Genomic DNA, 19,876 nt, shown 5'->3' on the forward strand with positions numbered 1-19,876 from the left:
CGCGGGGGAATTGTCGGTGTCGAACGCGACCGGCGTCAGAGAGCTGGCGTCAAAAGGGTGGTGATTCGGGTGGCGCTACCCGCTCGGTTCGGCCACCCGGTGGCGCGTCGCCGATAGCGGCCGTGTCACCCGTGTCGATCGTGAAGCACACCGCCGGTGTCGGTACGTCTTCGCGGTAGACCCGCCCGAGGGGTGAGGTCCATTCGAGGACTCCGCCGCCGAGTTGTCTGACTTCCCATTTCGTGAATTGCTTCATCGAATGATGTCGCTGACAGAGGTGGGCAAGGTTGTTGATATGGGTGTGCCCGCCGAGGGCGTAGTCGATGGTGTGATCCAGTTCGCAGCGGATCGCTGCCCGTCGGCATCCGGGGAACCGGCAATGCTGGTCCCGTGCCATCAGCAGTTTCTTCATCGCCGCGGTGGGCCGGTAGGTGTCGATCTCGACCGGGGTGCGGGTGACCGGGTCGATGAACAGCCGGTCCCACTCCGATCCCTGCCCGGCGACCTCGCGTGCCGTTTCGGCGTCGATCAGCCCGGCCCCGACGGCCTCGGCGGGCCGCTCATCCCGACCTGTCAGGGTCTCGGCGGTCACGGCGACCTGCACCCGCGCGCGGATCGCGCCGAGCCCACCGGCCCGGTCGGTCCCGTAGGTCGGATCGACCACCGGCGCCCCGCCGAGGACGAGATCGCCGAGGACGTCCGCGCGCAGTTGGTCCATCGTCCGGACATCCGGTGCGGCATCCGCATCGACACTCGCGCCCGCGCCATCCGCATCGACACTCGCGCCCGCGGCATCCAGCCCCTCAGCGCTCGGCCCTGCCACGGCGCCGGCCGCCTCCACTCGGGCGTCCTTCACGGACTGTCCCATCTGCGTGAGCCGGTCGAGGATTCCGGCGGCGATGACGGTGGGGAGGGTGGCGATGAGGTCCGACATCCCGTCCGCACCGTGCGATACCCGCACGCACCTGCTCGCGGCGGCTTCTCGGTGCCGGTCGGTGAAGGTGCGTTCGTGCAGTTGCTCGGCCAGGGCCCGCAGGGCCGGTTTCACCCGCGTCGCGATATCCCGCTCACAGACCGCTATCGCGGCGAACTCGAACTCGGCCCGCACCTCATCGGGCAGCCCGGTTCCCGCTTTGACGACCACCTCGATATGGTCGCGGGTGATCCGCCGCTGCTCCCACGCCTCGAACACGGCCGGGTAGTCATCGACGATCGTCAACGCATGGTCGATGTCGGCCTGCAGGCGCCGGTCGCTGCGCCGGGCCAGCCCGGCCGCTTCGGCCGCGACCGAGCGCAGCTCCATGTCCGACGCCATCCCGCGAACCCCATGACGCTGGGCCTCACGAAGCGCCGACCGCCCGAGCTCGGCCAGCGCGCGCACCGACGCGACCTCCGCGTAATGCACCAGCGCCAACGTCTCGCCGTAAGCGGCGATCGCGTGGGCGTGCGGCGAGACCTCCACCCCGTCCGAGCCACCACCCGTGTTCGCTGCCATGTTCCCATTGTGGCAGCAGGGTCAGACATTAGTATCGAACATAGCGACGAACTAAGAAGCCCGTCAGAGCGCGCCCCCTGGGGAGGAATCGCCGCTGGAGAATCGCGCAGCGAACGCCCCGCTCAGGGAACTCGCACGCCGGTGAAGTTCGTCCGCTGCCGCAGCTCGAATCCGAGCTTCTCGTACCCGGCGATCGCATTCACGTTCGACGCCGCGGCGTGCATCATCGCGCGGCCGCCCCGCTGCCGGATGTGGAAAGCGACATCCAGCACCAGCCGAGACGCCAGCCCCTGCCGCCGGTACGCCTCGTCGGTAGCGACAGCGCTGATCTCGGTCCACTCGCCCGGCTGCAGCCGCTCCCCGGCCATCGCGATCAGCCGGCCGTCACGCCGGATGCCGATGTACCGGCCGAGCAGGTAGGTGCGCGGGCGGAAGGGGCCGGGCCGATTGCGCTCGACGAGCGCGAGCATGTCGGCGACATCCGCCTCACCGAGCTCGACCGCCTCGTCGTCCGGCCTCGGGCGGAGGCGATCCGTCTCGACGAGCTGCACGCCTGCGCCGCCGAACGTACGGACCCAGCCCTCCGGCAGTTCCGGCGCAGAGGCAGCGACGCCCGCGGCATCCGCACGGTCGGGCGTGCTGATGCTGAACTCGTTGCCCGACCCCACCACGGTCGCGAGCGAGTCCCACACCGCGGGGTCGTCCCACGTGCGCACGCCCACGAAGCCGGCCACGTCGTCGGGGTACCGGCGGACGAGATCGTCGCCGATGGCGAGGTGCGCATGCACCCCGGTCAGCGAGTGCCACGCGGCGTTGTCGCGGACGTCGGAGACTCCCAGAGCAGGAGGGGTGGTGATGGTCATCGGATTCGTCCTCTCGCGCGCGCCGCGTGGTGCCTTCGTCGCGGTCGCCGAGGAACGCAACGCACGGGAGCGCAGATCCATGCCCGCGGATGCCGCACCGCGACGCTAGCCGTGACCGGACGCGACATCCCGGACCGCCGCCACATACGTTCACGAACGGCGGGCGAGCGATAGTGTGCCCTCGTGCAGAGCTCGAGGCAGGCGACGGTGTGGTCCGTTCTGCGGCTGGCGATGGCCGTCGTCATCCTGGCCGCCGTCATCACCCAGCTGACCGTGTCACTGACCCGAACCGCCGAGACCGGCGGCGACGTCGCGACAGTGTTCGCGAACTTCTTCAGCTTCTTCACGATCCTCTCGAACGTCATCGCGGCGGTGGTCCTTGCGACGGCGGGCGCCCGAGCGCTGATGCGGCCCGCCGAAGCCGCCGGCTCACTCGGGCTCTCCGCCGCGCTCACCTGCGCCACGGCGTACATGGTCATCACCGGAATCGTCTACAACGCACTCCTGCGCGGGATCACGCTCCCGCAGGGATCCGAGCCGGTGCCGTGGTCGAACGAGGTGCTGCACCTGATCGGCCCGATCTTCCTCGTGCTCGACCTGCTGATCGGCACCCGGCGCCGCGCCCTCCGCTGGCAGGTCGTCTGGGTCGTAGTCGCGTTCCCGCTGCTGTGGGTGGCCTACACGCTCGTCCGAGGCCCGCTCGTCACGAACCCCACGACGGGCGAGCCGTACTGGTACCCGTACCCGTTCCTGAATCCGAATGGGCCCGGCGGATGGGGGTCGGTCACGGCGTACGTCGTCGTCATCGCGATCGGCTTCGTCGCCGTCGGCTTCGGAGCGGTGTGGGTCACCCGCCGCCGCGGCCGCGCCGTGCCGACGAAGGCCACCACGGCAGAGGCCGCCGCGACGGAAATCACCGCGACAGAGTGAGGATCTCGGCCGCTCCGTCGGTGATGGCGATCGTGTGCTCGGTGTGCGCGGTGAGGCATCCGGTCGAGCTGCGGAGCGTCCACCCGTCCGCGTCGGTCACGAGCACATTCGTGTCTTCCATGACCCACGGCTCGATCGCGATGAGCAGCCCGGGCCGCAGGATGTAGCCGCGCCCCGGCCGCCCGGTATTCGGGATGTGGAGGTCGCCGTGCATCACCGTCCCGATGCTGTGACCACCGAACTCGGTGTTGATGGAGTATCCGGCACCGGAGAGCACATTGCCGATCGCGCGCGAGATATCGCCCACCCGGTTGCCCGCGCGTGCGACCTCGATGCCCGCCGCCAGGGCGCGCTCGGTCGCGTCGATGAGGGCCGCCGCCCCCTCGGGACGTTTGCGCCCGACGATGAAGCTGATCGCGGCGTCGGCAGCGAGGCCGTCTTTGATGACCGCGAGATCGAGCGTCAGGAGGTCGCCATCGGCGAGACGGTAGTCATGCGGCATCCCGTGCAGCACCGCGTCATTGACGGCGGTGCAGATGTAGTGCCCGAAGGGTCCCCGCCCGAACGACGGCGCATAGTCGACGTAACAGGACGTCGCTCCGTTGTCGGCGATGAGCTCGCGCGTCCACTCGTCGATCTCGAGCAGGTTCGTGCCCACCTGCACCCGCGAGCGCAGGTCGCGAAGGATGCCGCCGACGATGGCTCCCGTCTCTCGGGCGCGGTCGACCTCGGGCGGTGTGAAGATCTCGATCATGGTGCGCTCCTCCGGTATAAAAATACCGGTCAAACTATACCGATACGATGAGCGCATGATGGTTCGTCGCGCTCTCACCCCCGAAGCCGTCGAGCGCGGCCGGCGCCTGGGCGCCCACCTCCGGCGAGCGCGCGGCGACCGGTCGATCGCCGAGGTCGCGGCAGCCGCGGGGGTGTCTCCCGAGACGCTGCGCAAGATCGAGACGGGGCGGCTGGCGACCCCGTCGTTCGCGACCGTCGCCGCCGTCGCCGCGAGCCTCGGCCTATCGCTCGACGCACTGGCCGCCGAGGCGCTGCTCGTAGACATCACCCCTGCCACGATCTGATCGGTGACCGCCGGCGTCCGGCCCCACCTCGTCGAGGAGAAGCCGGACGCCCGGGCGGGGCGGCTCAGGCGCCGTCGCGCAGATCGCGGAAGAAGGCGTCGACGTTGTTCCGGAGCGTCGCAATGCGACGATCGCGCGCCGCTGCGGCGTCGAACCCGAGGTAGGGCGGCGGGTCGAGCCGCCGGACGTTCCGCGAGCACTCGAATCCCGAGCACAGGAGCGTCCCGACGGTGTTTCCGGCACGACCGGCCTTGCCCGCCCGCTTCGCGGCGAAGAAGACCACCTCGTTGGGGAGGGTGACGTCGCAGCACCACGAGCACTGCGGACGGGTGCGCGTGGCCTGGTCGGCCTGACGCAGCTGCAGGCCGACGGCCTCGCCGTCGACCTCGGCGACGATGAACCCGAGCAGCGGAGTCTTGGGGTCGCGCCATCCGTAGTAGTCACGGGTGGACCAGTCGAGGTCCCCGAGATCGGCGGGGACGACGAGCGAATTGCGCTCGCGGAGCGAGACGTTGATGAACGAGGAGCGGATGGCTTTCGCGGTGAGGGCGAACATGACGGGGTCCTGTCTGAGTACACGTTCGCGCACCACCGTCGCGCCGGCGCCCGGAACGGGCTGCGAGCGGACGGTCGTGAGCGGATCATCCCGGAACGACGGAGCCGTCGCCCGGGACCGGGAGAGTGCATCGCGGACGAAAGTCGACGCGACGCGCGCCGGATCAACCGGCGAGGAGGACGAAGGATGCCGCGCCTGTGCCGCCGGCGCTGAGCGCGCCGGAGACCCCCTCACGCCCAGAGGGCATCGGCAGGCGGGCGGCACTCACGCGTCCAGGCTACTCCCTGCCCGCCCGGCCGTCACCGGCGATAGCATCCCCCCGTGACGACGAACGATCGGGGACGGCGCCTCGTCGAACGAGCCGGGGCCCGCCTGGAGGAGCATCATCCGTCGTTCGTGACCTCCCACCCCACGGCCCTCGGCCTGCTGTGGATGGTCGCCGTGGTCGCCCTGCTCGTGATCTGCGATCTGCTGGGCGGCCCGCACTGGCTGCGCGCGACCCTGACCCTCACCGCAGCACTGCCCCCGCTCGTGGCGACGCTCATCGTCCTGTCGCAGACACCGAGGTCGCACCTGGAGTACGAGCCGTCGATCCTGACCCACTTCTTCGCGCGGTTCCTCGCGCTCTTCAGCGCCTTCGTGTTCTGGCTGGGCTCGGTCGTGATCGGCGGAGCGATCGCCGTGCAGCTCGCCGACGAGAGCGGCACGAACATCGAGACCGCCTGGCTCGTCGCCGGCGACCTCTTCGCCCGCATCGTGCCTCCGGTGACCGTGCTGCTCTACTGCGTGCTGATCATCCGCTACGCGAGCTACCTCGTGCGTTTGCGCGGCTGGTCGGCCGTGCCTACGCGTCACCGCATCCCGGAGCATTTCCTGGCCGAGGCGCCGCGCACCCGGCAGATCGTGATCGGTCTCGCCCATCCGGGCCTCCTGCTGGCCTCGGGCCTGCTGTCGACGATCGTCGCGACCGCGCTCACGCTGCGTGCGGAGGCGCTGCTCTCCTGAGGCGGAAATACACCGCGCGGACGATGCGACTCAGCCTGCGAGCGGATGCCGCGCCGCGGCGCGCTTCCTAGCGTTGCTGAAGTGAGCACCGTCATCCCTCGATCGTCGATACTCCCCCTGTCCGCTGTCACCGTCATCGCCGCGGCGGCGCTGCTCATCCCGTGGTGGGGCGTGAGCCTGAGTGTCCAGGTCACGCGCCGGGCGATGAACGCGGGACTCGCGCTTCCGGCGACCGCGTACCTGTCGGACGTGTTCCTGTCTCTTCTCGCCGTCGGAACAGTCGTCGCGTTGGCCGTCACGCTCCGCGGCAGCCCGCGGCGGCGCATCCTCTCGATCGCCGCAGCGGGCGGAGTGGTCATCGCCTACGCGACGAGCGAGATGGTCAAGGTGGCTCTGATGCAGGCCCGTCCGTGCACCCGCTGGACCGCGCTGACCGCGTGTGACGCGACGGGCTACTCCTTCCCCTCGAACCACTCGGTTCTGGCGATGGGCGCGGTCTGGGTCATCGCCGTCGCGGTGCACCGGGCGTGGGCGACCTGGACGGCTGTCGCAGCGGCGCTCATCGTGCTGTCGGGCCGGATGTTCGAAGGTGCGCACTACCTGCACGATGTCGCGGCCGGGACTCTGCTCGGTCTCGCCGTGCCCGCGCTGCTGACGGCGATCGCGGTCGCCGCGACGCGAGAACCGCGGTCGGCGGGGGTCTCGCCGGCGTCGGCGCTCAGTCGATCGCCGCGCGGACCAGAGCCCGCACGCGACGCTCGACCTCGGGAGTGACCTCGACGATCGCGAACGACGTCGGCCACATCGACCCGTCGTCGAGCGTCGCCGTCTCGTCGAAGTTGAGGGTCGGGTAGCGGGTGTCGAACTTCGACTTGGGCTGGACGAAGATGACGACCTTGCCCGCCCGCGCGTATGCGGGGAACCCGTAGAACGTCTTCGGATCGAGGTCGGATGCCTCCTCCGACACGATCCGGTGGACCATGCGGGCGACCTCGCCGTCGATCCCCTCGAGCGCGTCGATCGCCTCCATGCAGGCCTCGAGCTCCTTCGCGAGCTTCGCGGCACCCTTGAGACCCTTCGTCGAGCGGAGCTCTTCGGCCCGCTGCTTCATCGCGGCCTTCTCCTCGTCGGAGAACCCGGCCCCGCCCGCCGTGCTGTCAGCCATCGCCACCCCTTCCGCGGCCCGCGGCGCGGGCGTCACGGTCCGATCGTGCCACTCGCGCCGCGTGCGGGAAAGATCCGACATCCGGGCGTCTGCCGCGGAGACCGAACGACGTCGCGAGGACTACCCGGGAGGCGGCATCCAAGACCGTAGGCTCGGACCATGCGTGCTCGCCTCGGTTCCGCCCTCCTCGTCCTGTCGGCTCTCGCTCTCGCCGGATGCTCGTCGTCGCCGGCGCCGGCCGAACCCGACACGATGCCGACGGCGGAGACCGTCCCGGAGGGCTCGTGCGCCTACGTCGAGGCAGCCGGCGGCGTGCGCGATGTGACGCCGCCGCCCGCTGAGGCCGAGGTGTCGGGGCAGGTCTCGGCCGTCCTGCAGACGTCGGCGGGCGACATTCCGATGACCCTCGACGCCGACCGCACGCCGTGCACGGTGGGGAGCTTCGTCTCACTCGCCGAGCAGGGCTACTACAACGACTCGCCGTGCCACCGCCTCACGACCTCGGGCATCTTCGTGCTCCAGTGCGGCGACCCGTCGGGCACCGGACGCGGCGGCCCCGGCTACAACTACGCCGACGAGCTCGACGGCAGCGAGACCTACCCGGCCGGAACGGTCGCTATGGCCAACGCCGGCCCGAACACCAACGGCTCGCAGTTCTTCCTCGTGTACGAGGACACCCCGCTGCCCGCGAAGTACACCGTCTTCGGCACGCTCGACGAAGCGGGCCTCGCCGTCGTGCGCGAGGTCGCCGCAGCCGGCGCCGAGGGCGGCGCCGGCGACGGCGCCCCCGCAACCCCCGTGACGATCACCGGCGTCTCACTGGGCTGAGCCGCCCGCGGCTGGGACGAGCCCGCCGAGAACGCACCCTTGCCGCGAGCACGCACCGAACGGGGTGCGTGCTCGCCCCGACGGTACGTTCTCGCGTGGGCGTAGGCGTGCGCGGCGGAATGAGGCCGCTCGGCACGGCGTTGGGGACAGCGTGATCGCGCTCGAACAGGCTCTGGCATCCCTCGAGATCCGGCCGCGTATGGCCCATCGGGCAGACCTCGCCCCGGGTGGATCGCTGCCGCTCGGCACAGGCGACGCAACGCTGGTGTACGTGCGATCGGGCGAGATCACCGGCGATCCGGCATCCGGCACCAGCTGCACGGTCGTCGGACCCTCCGGCGACGCCGCGACCCCGACAGGCGCGCGCACGCTCCTCGCCGGTGACGCCTTCCTGAGCCTGGGATGCCGTCCGATCTCCCTGACCTCGCAGTCGGGCGCAGAGCTGACGGTCGTCCCCGCCGACGTCTCCCTCGCCGCGGTGACCCCGCTGCCGCCGTTCGTCTTCGTCGACGGCTTCGTCGAGCTCGAGCCCGCGGCCGCCGCCCTCGTCTCCCACCTCGGAACCGGCACCGCGTCAGGGCGGTCGGGAGACGCCGTCATCTGCCAGATGATGGTCAAGACCGTGCTGCTCTCGGCCATCCGCGCGTGGGCCGCGCACACCGCCGGCGCCTCCGCGTGGCCCGCGCCGGCCGTCGACCCCTTCCTCAGCCGCGCCGCGGAGGCCGTCGCCGCCGACCCCGGTCGCGACTGGACCATCGACCAGCTGGCGAGCCTCAGCGCCATGTCGCGGACGGTCTTCGCCGCACGCTTCCGGCGCGCGTACGGGCGTTCGCCCGCGAGCTACGTCACCGAGATCCGGATGCAGCACGCCAAGGACATGCTCGAGTCGGGAGCATCCGTCTCGGAGACCTCCCGCACCCTGGGCTACGGATCCGACGAAGGCTTCAGCCGGGCGTTCCGCCGCCATACCGGGATGCCGCCGTCGCTGTGGCGTGCGCGGGCGGCGGCGCCGTCGTTGTACTGACGGTACCGCCGCCCGAGAGCCGCCCTCGGCGGCGGGGCGGTCGTCCGGGCGCCTCGTCAGGGGCGCGGCATCCGGTCGGCCTCGTGCGTCCGCACGACCCAACCGAACAGCACCGCGCCGGCCGCGAGGAGGGTAACGGCGACGACGTCGATCGCGACGACGCCGACGAGATCGACCAGCAGCCCGCCGAGTCCGGCCGCGACCACGATCGCGAGCTGGAACCCGACGACCGTCAGGCTTCCACCGGCCTCGAGCCGGTCCGGCATCCGGTGTCCCACCCACGTGTTGACGATGATGAGCCACGAGGCGAAGAAGAAGCCCCAGGCGAAGACCGCCAGGACGACGACGGGGATCGATCCGGGCAGCAGCACGAGAAGCGCGAGCGCCGCGGCGATGACGACCGGCGCCGTGACGGCGAGGATGCGGAACGCCCGGTCGACGAGCAGCCCGATGACGAGGTTTCCGACGAGCCCGCCCGCCCCGAACACCGCGAGCAGCAGCACGATCGTCTCGGCCCCGACATCCGGTACCCGCTCCAGCGCCAGCCGAATGTAGGTGTACGCGAGGAAGTGCCCGAGCACGACGAGCACATGGCCGATCATGCCCGCCGCGACGCCGGTGCGCCGGAGCGAGTCGACGAGCAGCCGCAGACTGGATGCCGCCGCGGCCGGCACCGTGGGCAGGGTGAGGCGCACGGCGAGCGCGACGGCAGCGGTCGCGGCTCCGACGACGGCGAACGCGATGCGCCAGTCGAGCATCTCGCTGAGAAGGACTCCGAGGGGCACGCCGGCCACGGTTGCGAGCGACACCCCGGCCGAGGTGAACATCATCGCCCGGCCGATGCGTTCCGGCCCGGCGAGCCGGGCGGCCACCGTGATCGACATCGACCAGAACGCGCTGATCGAGGCGCCGAGGAAGAAGCGGGCGATGAGGATCGCGACCAGGTGCGGTGAGAGCGCGACGACGATGCTCGAGACGGATGCCGCCGCCGCGGCCCCCACGAGCAGCGCGCGCCGATCGAGGCGCGGGAAGATGAGGCCGATCGTCGGGGCCGCGATGAGTCCGGCGAGCGCCGTGATCGTCACCGTCTGGCCCGCCTGACCGGGTGTCACCCCGAGGCCCGCGGCCATCTCGGTCAGCACGCCGTTGGGCAGGAACTCCGCGGTGACCACGAGGAACCCCATGAGCATGACGACGATGAGTCCGCCGTATCTCATGGGCGCGGCGTTCTCGCGGGCGAGGGGGATGGCTGCGGTCGAGGTCATGCTTCCGATGTTGTCGCCTCGGCCGAACGTGCGCCCGACCGAACGTCCGCGGCATCCGACCGTCTGGCCGCGGCCCGGGCACGCGGCATCCGCCGAGAACGCACCCTCTCGGCGAGAACGCGCCATGCGGGGTACGCGCTCGCGGCGACGGTGCGTGCTCGCGCGTCGGCAAGCGACGGCGACATTTGGGGTAACGAGAATTCGGCGCGGCGCGTGAACACCGGGAAACTCGGGGTGACGCCGGCGACCCGACGGCGCACACCTCCGAAAGGCCCGACCGTGATCGCGCTCGAGCACGTATCGAAGACCTACGGCGGCTTGACCGCCGTCGACGACGTCTCGCTGCAGATCCCCTCCGGGGAGATCTACGGCATCGTCGGCCAGTCCGGCGCCGGCAAGAGCACGCTCGCCCGTATGGTCAACCTCATCGAGCGGCCGGATACAGGCCGAGTCGTCGTCGATGGGGTGGATCTGACCGCCCTCGACGCGAACAGCCTGCGCGCGGCACGCCGCCGCATCGGAATGGTGTTCCAGCGGTTCAACCTCCTCGGCAGCCGCTCCGTGCGCGGCAACGTCGAGCTCGCCCTCGAACTCGACGGCAGCCCCCGGACCCGGCGGCGCGACCGCGCGCAGGAGATGCTCGACCTCGTCGGCCTCGGTCACCGCGGCGACGCCGCCGTGCACGAGCTGTCGGGCGGGCAGCAGCAGCGCGTCGGCATCGCCCGCGCCCTCGCGAGCGGCCCGAGCGTGCTGCTCTCCGACGAGGCGACGAGCGCCCTCGACCCCGAGACCACGACCTCGATCCTCGACCTCTACCGGCGCATCAACGCCGAGCTCGGACTCACCGTGCTCCTCATCACGCACGAGATGGATGTCGTGAAGTCGACGTGCGACTCGGCGGCGCTCATCGAGCACGGCCGCGTCATCGAGAGCGGGCGCCTGACCGACGTCATCCGCACGCCGGGCTCGCGCCTCACGTCGCAGCTCTTCCCGCTGGGGCCGATTCCTGCGGGAGCCGATCCGAGCGCGACGGTCATCGACATCACGTTCGCGGGCGGCACAGCCGACCGTCCCGTCATCGCGCGCATCGCCCGCGACCACGACGTCGACGTGTCGCTGCTCGGCGCTCTCGTCGAGCAGATCGCAGGGACGCAGGCCGGCCGCACCCGTCTCGAGGTGCCCGCGTCCGCGGCATCCGCCGTCATCGCCGACCTGCGCAGTCAGGGTCTCATCGTCGATGTCCTGCGAGGAGGGGATGCCGCGTGAACGAGCAACTGCTCAATCTGCTGCTGGTCGCCACGGGCCAGACGCTCTACATGGTGGGCGTCGCGTTGCTGGCGACGATCGTCATCGGCCTGCCGCTCGGCGTCGTGCTCGTCGGCACGGAGCAGGGGCGTTTTCTCGCAACGCCCTTCGGCTCGCGCCGCGTCGGCATCGTCATCAACCGCGTGCTCGACTTCATCGTCAACCTCGGCCGCTCGGTGCCGTTCATCATCCTGATGGTCGCGCTGATCCCCTTCACCCGGCTCATCGTCGGCACCTTCATCGGACCGACCGCGGCCATCGTGCCCCTGTCGGTCGTCGCCATCCCGTTCTTCGCCCGCATGGTCGAGATCGCGATCAAGGAAGTGGATGACGGCCTGCTCGAGGTCGCCGCATCGCTCGGAGCGAGCCGCTGGCAGCTCGTGACGAAGGTGCTGCTGCCCGAGGCCGCGCCCGCGATGCTGCTCGGCCTCTCGACGACCGTCACCTCGATCATCAACTTCTCGGCGATGGTCGGCACCGTCGCCGGCGGCGGTCTCGGCGACGTCGCGATCCGGTACGGCTACCAGCAGTACAGCTGGATCCACATCGTCAGCGTCATCGTCGTGATCTTCGCGATCGTCATGGTGCTGCAAGGCCTCGCGAGCTGGGGCGCCCGGCGCCTCGCCCGCCGCTCGCCCCGCGGCCGCACCGCCGCCCCGAGCGCACGGATGCAGCGGGCCGATGCCCGCGGCGCCGCCTGAACACCCGTCCGTCCCCGACCCGCACCCCACGCACCGCACCGCACCGCACCGCACCGTCATCCCGAGAGGAACCCTTCATGTCCCGCACGGCTCGCACCGCCCGCACCCCGCTCCTCATCGCCGCCGTCGCCTCGGCCGCGCTCCTGCTCGCCGGGTGCGCCGGATCGCCGGCGTCCGAGTCGGGTGACGCCGACGGAGACGGCCTCGGCACGCTCAAGGTCGGCGCGCTGCAGACCCCGGCCGGCGACATCCTCAACCACATCGCCGAGAACGGCGCGGCCGAACTCGGGCTGACGATCGAGTTCGTCCCCTTCACCGACTACAACACCCCCAACACGGCGCTCGTCGACGGCTCGATCGACGCGAACCTGTTCCAGAACTCGACCTTCCTCGAGAACTTCAACACCAACACCGGGTCGGACCTCATCAGCGTCGGCGAGGCCTACCTGCCCTCGGCCGCGTTCTACTCGAGCAAGGTCGACAGCCTCGACGACCTGGAGGACGGCGCGACGATCGCCATCCCGAACGACCCGACGAACGAGGGACGAGCACTGAAGCTGCTCGCGCAGGAGGGCCTGATCGAGGTCTCCGACGACGTCGCCGACCTCACCGGCATCACCGACAACCCGCGCGACTTCCGGTTCCAGGAGATCGAGAACGCGACGCTGCCGCAGGCCGTGCCCGACGTCGACGCCGCCTTCGTCACGATCAGCTTCGCGCTGCCCGCAGGCCTCACCGCCGACCAGGCGATCCTCACCGAGGGCGAGGGCAGCCCGTACTACAACGTTCTCGCGACGCGCCCCGACCTGAAGGACGACCCCCGCATCGTTGCGCTCTACGACCTGCTGACCTCCACCGAGGTCGCCGACTTCGAGAACGAGACCTGGGGCGGCCTCGTCGTCCCCGTCACGAAGGACTGACGCCTGCTCAGTAGGATTGTCCCCATGTCGAAGGTCCTCCAGTCCCTGCCCGTCGGCGAACGCGTCGGCATCGCCTTCTCGGGGGGTCTCGACACCTCCGTCGCGGTCGCGTGGATGCGCGACAAGGGCGCCGTCCCCTTCACCTACACCGGCGACCTCGGTCAGTACGACGAGGACGACATCGCGTCGATCCCCGGTCGCGCGCTGCAGTACGGCGCCGAGGGCTCGCGCCTGATCGACTGCAAGCCGATGATGGTCGAGGAGGGCCTCGTCGCCCTGTCGTGCGGTGCCTTCCACATCCGCTCGGCCGGACGCACCTACTTCAACACCACGCCGATCGGCCGCGCCGTCACCGGAACGATGCTCGTGCGCGCCATGAAGGAGGACGGCGTCGACATCTGGGGCGACGGCTCCACCTACAAGGGCAACGACATCGAGCGGTTCTACCGCTACGGCCTGCTCGCCAACCCCGCGCTGCGCATCTACAAGCCGTGGCTCGATGCCGACTTCGTCACCGAGCTGGGCGGCCGAACCGAGATGAGCGAGTGGCTCGTCGCGCACGGCTTCCCCTACCGCGACTCGGTCGAGAAGGCCTACTCGACCGACGCCAACATCTGGGGCGCGACGCACGAGGCGAAGACCCTCGAGCACCTCGACGTCTCGCTCGAGATCGTCGAGCCGATCATGGGTGTGCGCTTCTGGGATCCGGCCGTCGAGATCGAGACCGAGGACGTCTCGGTCACGTTCGAGGCCGGCCGTCCCGTCGCCGTCAACGGCGTCGAGTACTCCGACATCGTGCAGCTCGTGATGGAGGCGAACGCGATCGGTGGCCGCCACGGCCTCGGCATGAGCGACCAGATCGAGAACCGCATCATCGAGGCCAAGAGCCGCGGCATCTACGAGGCCCCCGGCATGGCGCTGCTGTTCATCGCGTACGAGCGCCTGGTGAACGGCATCCTGAACGAGGACACCCTCGCGACCTACCACGAGCAGGGTCGCCGCCTCGGCCGCCTGATGTACGAGGGTCGTTGGCTCGAGCCGCAGTCGTTCATGCTGCGCGAGTCGATCCAGCGCTGGGTGGGCTCCGCCATCAGCGGCACCGTGACGCTGCGCCTGCGCCGCGGCGAGGACTACACGATCCTGAACACCGAGAGCCGCAACCTGTCGTACTCGCCCGAGAAGCTCTCGATGGAGCGCGTCGGCGACTCGGCCTTCGGTCCGACCGACCGCATCGGCCAGCTCACCATGCGCAACCTCGACATCGCCGACTCGCGCTCGCGCCTCGAGCACTACGCCGGCATCGGCCTCATCGGCGGTCCGACGGCCGAGCTCGTCGGCGACCTCGAGCGGGGCGGTGCGGCCGAGATCACCGGAAACGTCGAGCCGACCGACCAGGATCTCGCCGAGCGAGTGGATGCCGCGGGCGAGTCCGCGTCGTTCGACTTCGGCGCCGACTGACCCGCAGCACGCGCTGCAGCGAGGTAACTTGCACACGCATGTGCAGGTTCGTATCATCGACGGGTGACCGACACCGTCTCCCCCCGTCGTCCGCGGAAGGATGCCGCCGCGAACCGCGCCGGCCTGCTCTCCGCCGCCGCGCGCACGCTCGCGCTCGACCCGAGCGCTTCCGTCGACGCGATCGCCCGCGCCGCCGGGCTCAGCCGCCGCGCGCTCTACGGCCACTTCGACGACCGTGACGCCCTCGTGCGCGAGCTCGTGGCCTCGGGCGCGCAGCGGTTCAACGCCATCGCGACCGACCCCGCGCTGCGACTCGACACCGAGCCCGTCCCCGTCGCCCTCGCCCGGTTGACGGGCCGGCTCTGGGGCGAGGCGTCCCACGTGCAGGTCGCGGCGGCCGTCGCCCTCGACGAGCGCCACGTCGAAGACTCCGCCGCGGCCCTCGCCCCGCTCCGCCGAGCGCTGATGGCGCTCGTGCGCCGCGGTCAGGACGAGCGCACGCTCCGCACGGACGTCGCGGCGCCGACGCTCGCCCGCCTCATCGAAGAGACCGCCCGAACGGTCATCGTGCGCCTCGACGCCTCGTCGCCCGAGGCGCGTTCGCTCGTCGTCCGAGCGGTGCTGTCGATCGCGGGGCTCTCGTGGCGCGACGCCGCCGCCATCATCGACGCACACGCCGACGTGGTCGGAACGGTGTCCTGATGCGCGTCGAACTGCGCGAGGTGGCGAAGGGCCGCAAAGATCTCGCTCTGCCGCCCACGAGCCTGTCGTTCCGCACCGGCCGCGCCACCCTCGCGATCGCCGAGACCGAGCAGCGCCCGACGGTCCTCGGCCTCATCGCGAGCGGACGCATGCGGCCCGACGGCGGCACCGTTCTGCTCGACGGCGCCCGGGCGGCGCGTACCCTTCGGCACAAGACCGCACTGATCGACGCTCCCGACGTCAGCGATCCGCCACCGAACATCTCCACGGTCGGCATGGTCGGCGAGGAGCTGATGTTCGCGGGCCGGCTCGCCGACCCGATCTCCGCTCGGCGCTGGCTCGACGAGCACGACCTGCGCTCGTATTCGCGCGTTCCCATCGGCGACGTTCCCGCGACCGATCGCATCCGGATGCTGCTCGAGCTCGCGGCCCTGCGCCCGGGCGTCGAGGGCATCGTGCTCGTCTCGCCCGACCGCCACGGCGGCGATCCCCATGCCTGGTGGACGCTCGCGCGCGAATTCGCCGGACGTGGGCTCGCGGTGCTCGTCATCGCCGGCGAGGCCGCCGCGACGCTCCTCACTGAAACCGATCCCCTCGCGCCGCATCGACGCCTGGTGCCCAGCGGCATCCGGTTGCGCGGCACCCGTCCGAAGGCCTCCCGATGAAGATCCCCGCCCTGATCAGCGCCGAGCTGCGACGGCTGACGGCCACCCGGATGTCGGTGGTGGCCCTCATCGCGCTCATGCTCGTTCCCGTCCTCTATGGCGGCCTGTACCTGTGGGCCAACCAGGACCCGTACGGCAAGTTCGCCGACATCCCGGTGGCCCTGGTCGACCTCGACGCGGGTGCGCCCGCGAGCGAGGGCGACGGCACGGTCAACTACGGGTCGGAGGTCGCCGACAAGCTCGTCGAGAGCAGGGATTTCGGCTGGAAGCAGATGGATGCCGCCGAGGCGCAGGAGGCGCTGCGCACCGGCGAGGTCGACTTCTCCGTCACCCTTCCCGAGGACTTCTCGCTCGCTCTGACGAGCGCCGCCGGCGACATGCCCCGGCAGGCGACGCTGGTCCTCGCCACCAACGACGCGAACAACTACCTCGCTTCATCGATCGGCTCGCAGGCGGTCGAACGCATCCGCTCGTCCGTCGCCGAGCTCGTCGGCCGCGAGGCCGCGTCGCGTCTGCTCACCGGCATCGCCGACATCCGCGTGCAGCTGCAGAACGCCACCGACGGTGCGAACCAGCTCGTCGACGGTGCCGGTCAGGCCCTCGACGGCGCGAACCAACTCGCCGACGGCACCGGGCGGCTCTCGAGCGGCGCCGTGCAGCTGCGCGACGGCGCGAACCAGCTCGCCGGCGGTGCGTCGCAGCTCGCCGACGGCACCCGCACCCTGGCTCAGGGCTCGTCCGATCTGGCGTCGGGCGCGGCCCAGGTCTCCGACGGCACGGCCGAGCTCGCCGGCTACGCCGATCGCGTTCGCGCGGCCGTCGATGACGCTGCGGGGCAGCTCCCGCAGGTGCGGACGGACATCGCCGCCCTGCTCGCCGACGGGGGACTCGACGAGGGGCAGATCGCGGCGGTCCTCGCGCGCCTCGATCCGATCGGCGAGCGCCTGCAGTCGGGCGCGACGCGCGTCGACGAGGCGACGGGGCAGATCGACCGTCTCGCCGCAGGGGCCGCTCAGGTCAGTTCGGGTGCCGCCCAGCTCGCGAGCGGCGCCGCACAGGCCGCCGACGGTGCGGCATCCGTGTCGTCGGGTGCCGGCCAGCTCGCGTCGGCGACGGACGAGGCCGCGACCGGCGCCGCTCAGCTCGACGAGGGCGCGCGGCAGCTGGCGTCGGGTCTCGGAACCCTCGACGGCGGGCTCGTCACCCTGCGTGACGGGCTGAGCTCGGGCGTGGCCCAGCTGCCCGATTCGACTCCCGAGCTGCGCGACCAGCAGGCGCAGACGATCGCCGACCCGGTGGCGGTCGACTCCGGCAACCTCGCGAAGGCCGGCGATTACGGCGCGGGCCTCGCGCCCTTCTTCGCCGCCCTAGCCGGATGGATCGGCATCTACGCCCTGTTCCTCATCGTCAAGCCGGTCTCGCGCCGCGCCGTGACCGCGCTGCGCTCACCCCTGCGCGTGACCCTCGCCGGCTGGCTGACACCCGCGATGCTGGGCGGGATCGGCATGATCGTCCTCTTCGGGGTGCTCTCTATCGCGCTCGGGTTCAACTTCTCGAGCCCCGTCGGCACGCTCGGGATGCTGATCACGGCGTCGTTCACGTACGCCGCGATCATCCTCGCGCTCAACGTGTGGCTGGGGTCGGTCGGTCAGTTCATCGGCCTCGTGCTGATGGTCCTCCAGCTCGTCACGGCGGGCGGAACCTTCCCCTGGCAGACCCTGCCGGCACCGCTCGCCGCCCTGCACCATGTTCTGCCGATGGGTTACGTCGTCGACGGCATGCGCCAGTGGATGTACGGGGGCGACCTCAGTCGGGTCAGTCTCGATCTCGCGGTGCTCTTCGCGTGGATGGCCGGCGCTCTCGTGCTCGCCGCGGTCGGCGTGGCCCGGATGACGCACGGTCGCACGCTGCGCGACCTACAGCCGAGCCTCATCGGCTGATTCACTCCGGGCCAGTCCCGCTAGAATGTCGACAATCGACACGAGAGCGAGGAGTGGCGGAATGGTGGACGTGGACGCCGACGGAGCACGTGACCCGATGGCCCCCGAGCGGACCCGCGTCGACGACGTCGGCACTGCCGTGGTCGATCTCGTCCGACGGCAGGACATCGACGCGGTGATGTTCGACTGCGACGGCACCCTCGTCGACTCCGAGCCCATCGGCCACCGCGTCTGGGGCGCTCTCGCCGGCGACCTGGGCGTGGTGGCAGCCCCGGGAGCCGACGCGGAGGGCCTCAGCTTCGAGCAGCGCCTCGAGGCGCTGCGGACCACGAATCCCGCGCTTCCCCCGACCGAGGTCGTCTATGCCGAGTACTGGCGGCGCCTGCGCACAGCCTTCGACGAGAGCCTGCAGCCCATCGAGGCGACCTACCGCCTCGCCCGCGAGCTCGTCCGCGCGAGTATTCCCGTCGCGATCGTCAGCAACAGCGCGCAGGAACGGCTGCAGTACACCGTCTCCTGCGCGCTGCCCCTGCTGGCGGGAGTGACGCTGGTGGGATGGACGCCACGCGACCGCCCCAAGCCTCACCCCGACCTCTACAGTCGAGCCGCGTCGCTCGTCGCGGCTCCAGCCGACCGGTGTCTCGCGATCGAAGACAGCGCCGTCGGCGCGCTGGCCGCCTCGCGCGCGGGCATGCGCACTCTCATCCTCGACACGGTCGTTCACTGACCCGCGGCGCTCACCGGCTCACGCTCGGCCGAAGCAGATCGGGCCGCGTGCCCCATCGGTCGAGGGCTTCCTGCGAGAGCCGGATGCCGAGGCCCGGCTCCTCAGGCACGGCGAGCATGCCGTCGACGTCGAGCTCGGGAGGCGTCTCCAGCAGCCCGTCGATGTAGGCCGAGCCCGTGCGGTACTCCACGAGGTCGGTGCCGGCGACAGCGGACGCGAGATGCAGATCCGCGCTCAGCCCGACCGCCGTGTTCCACCCGTGCGGGATGAGCTGCACCCCGAACTCCTCGGCCAGCCAGGCCACACGGCGTGATTCGCTGAGCCCGCCGCTCTTCGTCGTGTCGGGCTGCACGATGTCGAAGGCCCCGGCGCGCATGCATCTCGCGAAGTCCTGGCGCCGCGTCAGCACCTCGCCGCCGGCGATGGGCACGCCGGCTCGAGCACGCAGAGCCGTGTAGCCCTCGATGTCATCGGGCGCCAATGCCTCCTCGAACCATGCGACGTCGTAGTCGGCGAGCATCGCCGAGGTGCGGATTGCCCACGCCGATCGGCCCGCCCAGAATCCATCCGACCCGCCGGCGTCGACGGCGAGCATGGCATCCGGCCCGATCGCGTCGCGCGCCGTGGCGACGACATCCTCGTCGTATCGGCTGTCGCGGCGTCCGAAACCGCCCCACCCGATTTTGAACGCGTGGAAACCGTCGGCCGCGATCTCGTGGAGCGTGTCGCGCAGCGGGGCGGGGTCGTCGACCAGCAGCGACGCATACGGTCGTACACGCGACCGGTAGACGCCCCCGAGCAGCATCCCCACGGAAAGTCCCGCCGTCTGCCCCAGGATGTCCCACAGGGCGATGTCGATCCCGCTGATGGCGTGCGCGACCGCGCCCCCTCTTCCCATCCAGAAGGTATGGGCTGCCAGCGTCTGACTCACCCGCTCGGGCTCGCGCGGGTCTGCCCCGACGACCAGCGGTGTCAGGAGCTCGAGCGCGGCGCGGACGAGCGCCTCGCTCGAGTAGCAGCTGCCGACGCCGATGACGCCCTCGTCGGTGTGCACCGCGATAAGGGTGTGGATGACGTCGTCGGGGCCGTGCTCGTGCGTCCACCCACCCTCCGGGGTCGCGCCGCGCAGCCCGCACGTCTTGATCTCGGTGATCTTCATCTGATCCGCCTTCCTCACCACGGAATCCTTGCTGTCGATTGTCGACAATAACCGTACCGGCCTCTTCCGGCCATTGTCGACAACGACCA

The 19,876-nt window shown here is 70.7% G+C and carries 21 protein-coding genes; 14 read left to right on the forward strand and 7 right to left on the reverse strand.

The annotated features are described in order from the left end of the window. Positions 1-49: 49 nt before the first annotated feature. Both CBF90_RS01300 and CBF90_RS01305 read right to left on the reverse strand, forming a co-directional pair. A complete protein-coding gene (locus CBF90_RS01300) occupies positions 50-1,381 on the reverse strand; it encodes an HNH endonuclease signature motif containing protein (protein WP_242435561.1) in 1,332 nt (443 codons plus the stop codon). Positions 1,382-1,617: 236 nt separating this feature from the next. Beyond that, a complete protein-coding gene (locus CBF90_RS01305; protein WP_071918791.1) occupies positions 1,618-2,358 on the reverse strand; it encodes a GNAT family N-acetyltransferase in 741 nt (246 codons plus the stop codon). A gap of 183 nt (positions 2,359-2,541) precedes the next feature. Here CBF90_RS01305 and CBF90_RS01310 point away from each other — a divergent pair, with 183 nt between their 5' ends. Beyond that, positions 2,542-3,288: a Pr6Pr family membrane protein gene (locus CBF90_RS01310; RefSeq protein ID WP_114598230.1), complete on the forward strand. Its 747-nt coding sequence runs from the start codon at positions 2,542-2,544 to the stop codon at positions 3,286-3,288. Here CBF90_RS01310 and map read toward each other — a convergent pair. After that, positions 3,272-4,042, reverse strand: a complete 771-nt coding sequence (map, locus tag CBF90_RS01315) for a type I methionyl aminopeptidase (RefSeq protein ID WP_023953324.1) — start codon at positions 4,040-4,042, stop codon at positions 3,272-3,274. The genes CBF90_RS01310 and map overlap by 17 nt on opposite strands. Before the next feature lie 58 nt (positions 4,043-4,100). On the opposite strand from map, the gene CBF90_RS01320 reads away from it, so the two are divergent. Continuing rightward, positions 4,101-4,367, forward strand: a complete 267-nt coding sequence (locus tag CBF90_RS01320; RefSeq protein WP_088379881.1) for a helix-turn-helix domain-containing protein — start codon at positions 4,101-4,103, stop codon at positions 4,365-4,367. A gap of 64 nt (positions 4,368-4,431) precedes the next feature. Here CBF90_RS01320 and CBF90_RS01325 read toward each other — a convergent pair whose 3' ends face one another. After that, positions 4,432-4,923, reverse strand: coding sequence for an FBP domain-containing protein (locus CBF90_RS01325; protein ID WP_088379716.1), 492 nt, complete (start codon positions 4,921-4,923; stop codon positions 4,432-4,434). A gap of 321 nt (positions 4,924-5,244) precedes the next feature. Here CBF90_RS01325 and CBF90_RS01330 point away from each other — a divergent pair, with 321 nt between their 5' ends. Continuing rightward, positions 5,245-5,928: a hypothetical protein gene (locus CBF90_RS01330; RefSeq protein WP_088379717.1), complete on the forward strand. Its 684-nt coding sequence runs from the start codon at positions 5,245-5,247 to the stop codon at positions 5,926-5,928. 81 nt (positions 5,929-6,009) lie between these two features. Next, complete coding sequence (locus tag CBF90_RS01335; RefSeq protein WP_172407764.1) at positions 6,010-6,702, forward strand: phosphatase PAP2 family protein; 693 nt, start codon at positions 6,010-6,012, stop codon at positions 6,700-6,702. On the opposite strand, the gene CBF90_RS01340 is transcribed toward CBF90_RS01335, so the two are convergent. Continuing rightward, positions 6,647-7,093 carry a hypothetical protein gene (locus tag CBF90_RS01340; protein ID WP_064955256.1) on the reverse strand — a complete coding sequence of 149 codons (447 nt, stop codon included), beginning with the start codon at positions 7,091-7,093 and terminating at the stop codon, positions 6,647-6,649. The two genes, CBF90_RS01335 and CBF90_RS01340, sit on opposite strands and share 56 nt — an antisense overlap. A gap of 159 nt (positions 7,094-7,252) precedes the next feature. Between CBF90_RS01340 and CBF90_RS01345 the strand changes: the two genes are divergently transcribed. Continuing rightward, complete coding sequence (locus CBF90_RS01345; RefSeq protein WP_064955257.1) at positions 7,253-7,921, forward strand: peptidylprolyl isomerase; 669 nt, start codon at positions 7,253-7,255, stop codon at positions 7,919-7,921. Positions 7,922-8,072: 151 nt separating this feature from the next. Next, positions 8,073-8,945: a helix-turn-helix transcriptional regulator gene (locus tag CBF90_RS01350; protein ID WP_023953332.1), complete on the forward strand. Its 873-nt coding sequence runs from the start codon at positions 8,073-8,075 to the stop codon at positions 8,943-8,945. Positions 8,946-9,001: 56 nt separating this feature from the next. Here CBF90_RS01350 and CBF90_RS01355 read toward each other — a convergent pair whose 3' ends face one another. After that, positions 9,002-10,210, reverse strand: a complete 1,209-nt coding sequence (locus CBF90_RS01355) for an MFS transporter (RefSeq protein WP_088379882.1) — start codon at positions 10,208-10,210, stop codon at positions 9,002-9,004. A gap of 279 nt (positions 10,211-10,489) precedes the next feature. Between CBF90_RS01355 and CBF90_RS01360 the strand changes: the two genes are divergently transcribed. From CBF90_RS01360 to CBF90_RS01395, 8 genes are all read left to right on the forward strand, one after another. Continuing rightward, a complete protein-coding gene (locus tag CBF90_RS01360; protein WP_023953335.1) occupies positions 10,490-11,476 on the forward strand; it encodes a methionine ABC transporter ATP-binding protein in 987 nt (328 codons plus the stop codon). Further along, positions 11,473-12,216 carry a methionine ABC transporter permease gene (locus CBF90_RS01365; protein ID WP_064955258.1) on the forward strand — a complete coding sequence of 248 codons (744 nt, stop codon included), beginning with the start codon at positions 11,473-11,475 and terminating at the stop codon, positions 12,214-12,216. Before CBF90_RS01360 ends, CBF90_RS01365 begins: the two co-directional genes overlap by 4 nt. A 77-nt stretch (positions 12,217-12,293) precedes the next feature. Then, positions 12,294-13,136 carry a MetQ/NlpA family ABC transporter substrate-binding protein gene (locus CBF90_RS01370; protein ID WP_064955259.1) on the forward strand — a complete coding sequence of 281 codons (843 nt, stop codon included), beginning with the start codon at positions 12,294-12,296 and terminating at the stop codon, positions 13,134-13,136. Between the two features lie 24 nt (positions 13,137-13,160). Next, on the forward strand, positions 13,161-14,594 hold the full coding sequence (gene argG / locus CBF90_RS01375) for an argininosuccinate synthase (protein WP_023953341.1): 1,434 nt from the start codon (positions 13,161-13,163) through the stop codon (positions 14,592-14,594). Positions 14,595-14,657: 63 nt separating this feature from the next. After that, positions 14,658-15,296: a TetR/AcrR family transcriptional regulator gene (locus CBF90_RS01380; RefSeq protein WP_088379719.1), complete on the forward strand. Its 639-nt coding sequence runs from the start codon at positions 14,658-14,660 to the stop codon at positions 15,294-15,296. Further along, entirely contained in the window at positions 15,296-15,961 is a 666-nt protein-coding gene (locus CBF90_RS01385) for a hypothetical protein (protein WP_071918801.1), read from the forward strand. The genes CBF90_RS01380 and CBF90_RS01385 overlap by 1 nt, the downstream gene beginning before the upstream one ends. Continuing rightward, positions 15,958-17,901, forward strand: a complete 1,944-nt coding sequence (locus CBF90_RS01390) for a YhgE/Pip domain-containing protein (RefSeq protein ID WP_088379720.1) — start codon at positions 15,958-15,960, stop codon at positions 17,899-17,901. The genes CBF90_RS01385 and CBF90_RS01390 overlap by 4 nt, the downstream gene beginning before the upstream one ends. A gap of 61 nt (positions 17,902-17,962) precedes the next feature. After that, positions 17,963-18,628 (forward strand): HAD family phosphatase, encoded by a 666-nt coding sequence (locus tag CBF90_RS01395; protein WP_162815189.1) that lies wholly within the window; start codon positions 17,963-17,965, stop codon positions 18,626-18,628. A gap of 10 nt (positions 18,629-18,638) precedes the next feature. Here the strand turns inward: CBF90_RS01395 and CBF90_RS01400 are convergent, their stop codons facing one another. Then, complete coding sequence (locus tag CBF90_RS01400; protein WP_088379722.1) at positions 18,639-19,787, reverse strand: mandelate racemase/muconate lactonizing enzyme family protein; 1,149 nt, start codon at positions 19,785-19,787, stop codon at positions 18,639-18,641. Positions 19,788-19,876: the final 89 nt, after the last annotated feature.

The sequence above is a fragment of the Microbacterium sp. AISO3 genome, assembly GCF_002204305.1.
Classification (GTDB): Bacteria; Actinomycetota; Actinomycetes; order Actinomycetales; family Microbacteriaceae; genus Microbacterium; species Microbacterium arborescens.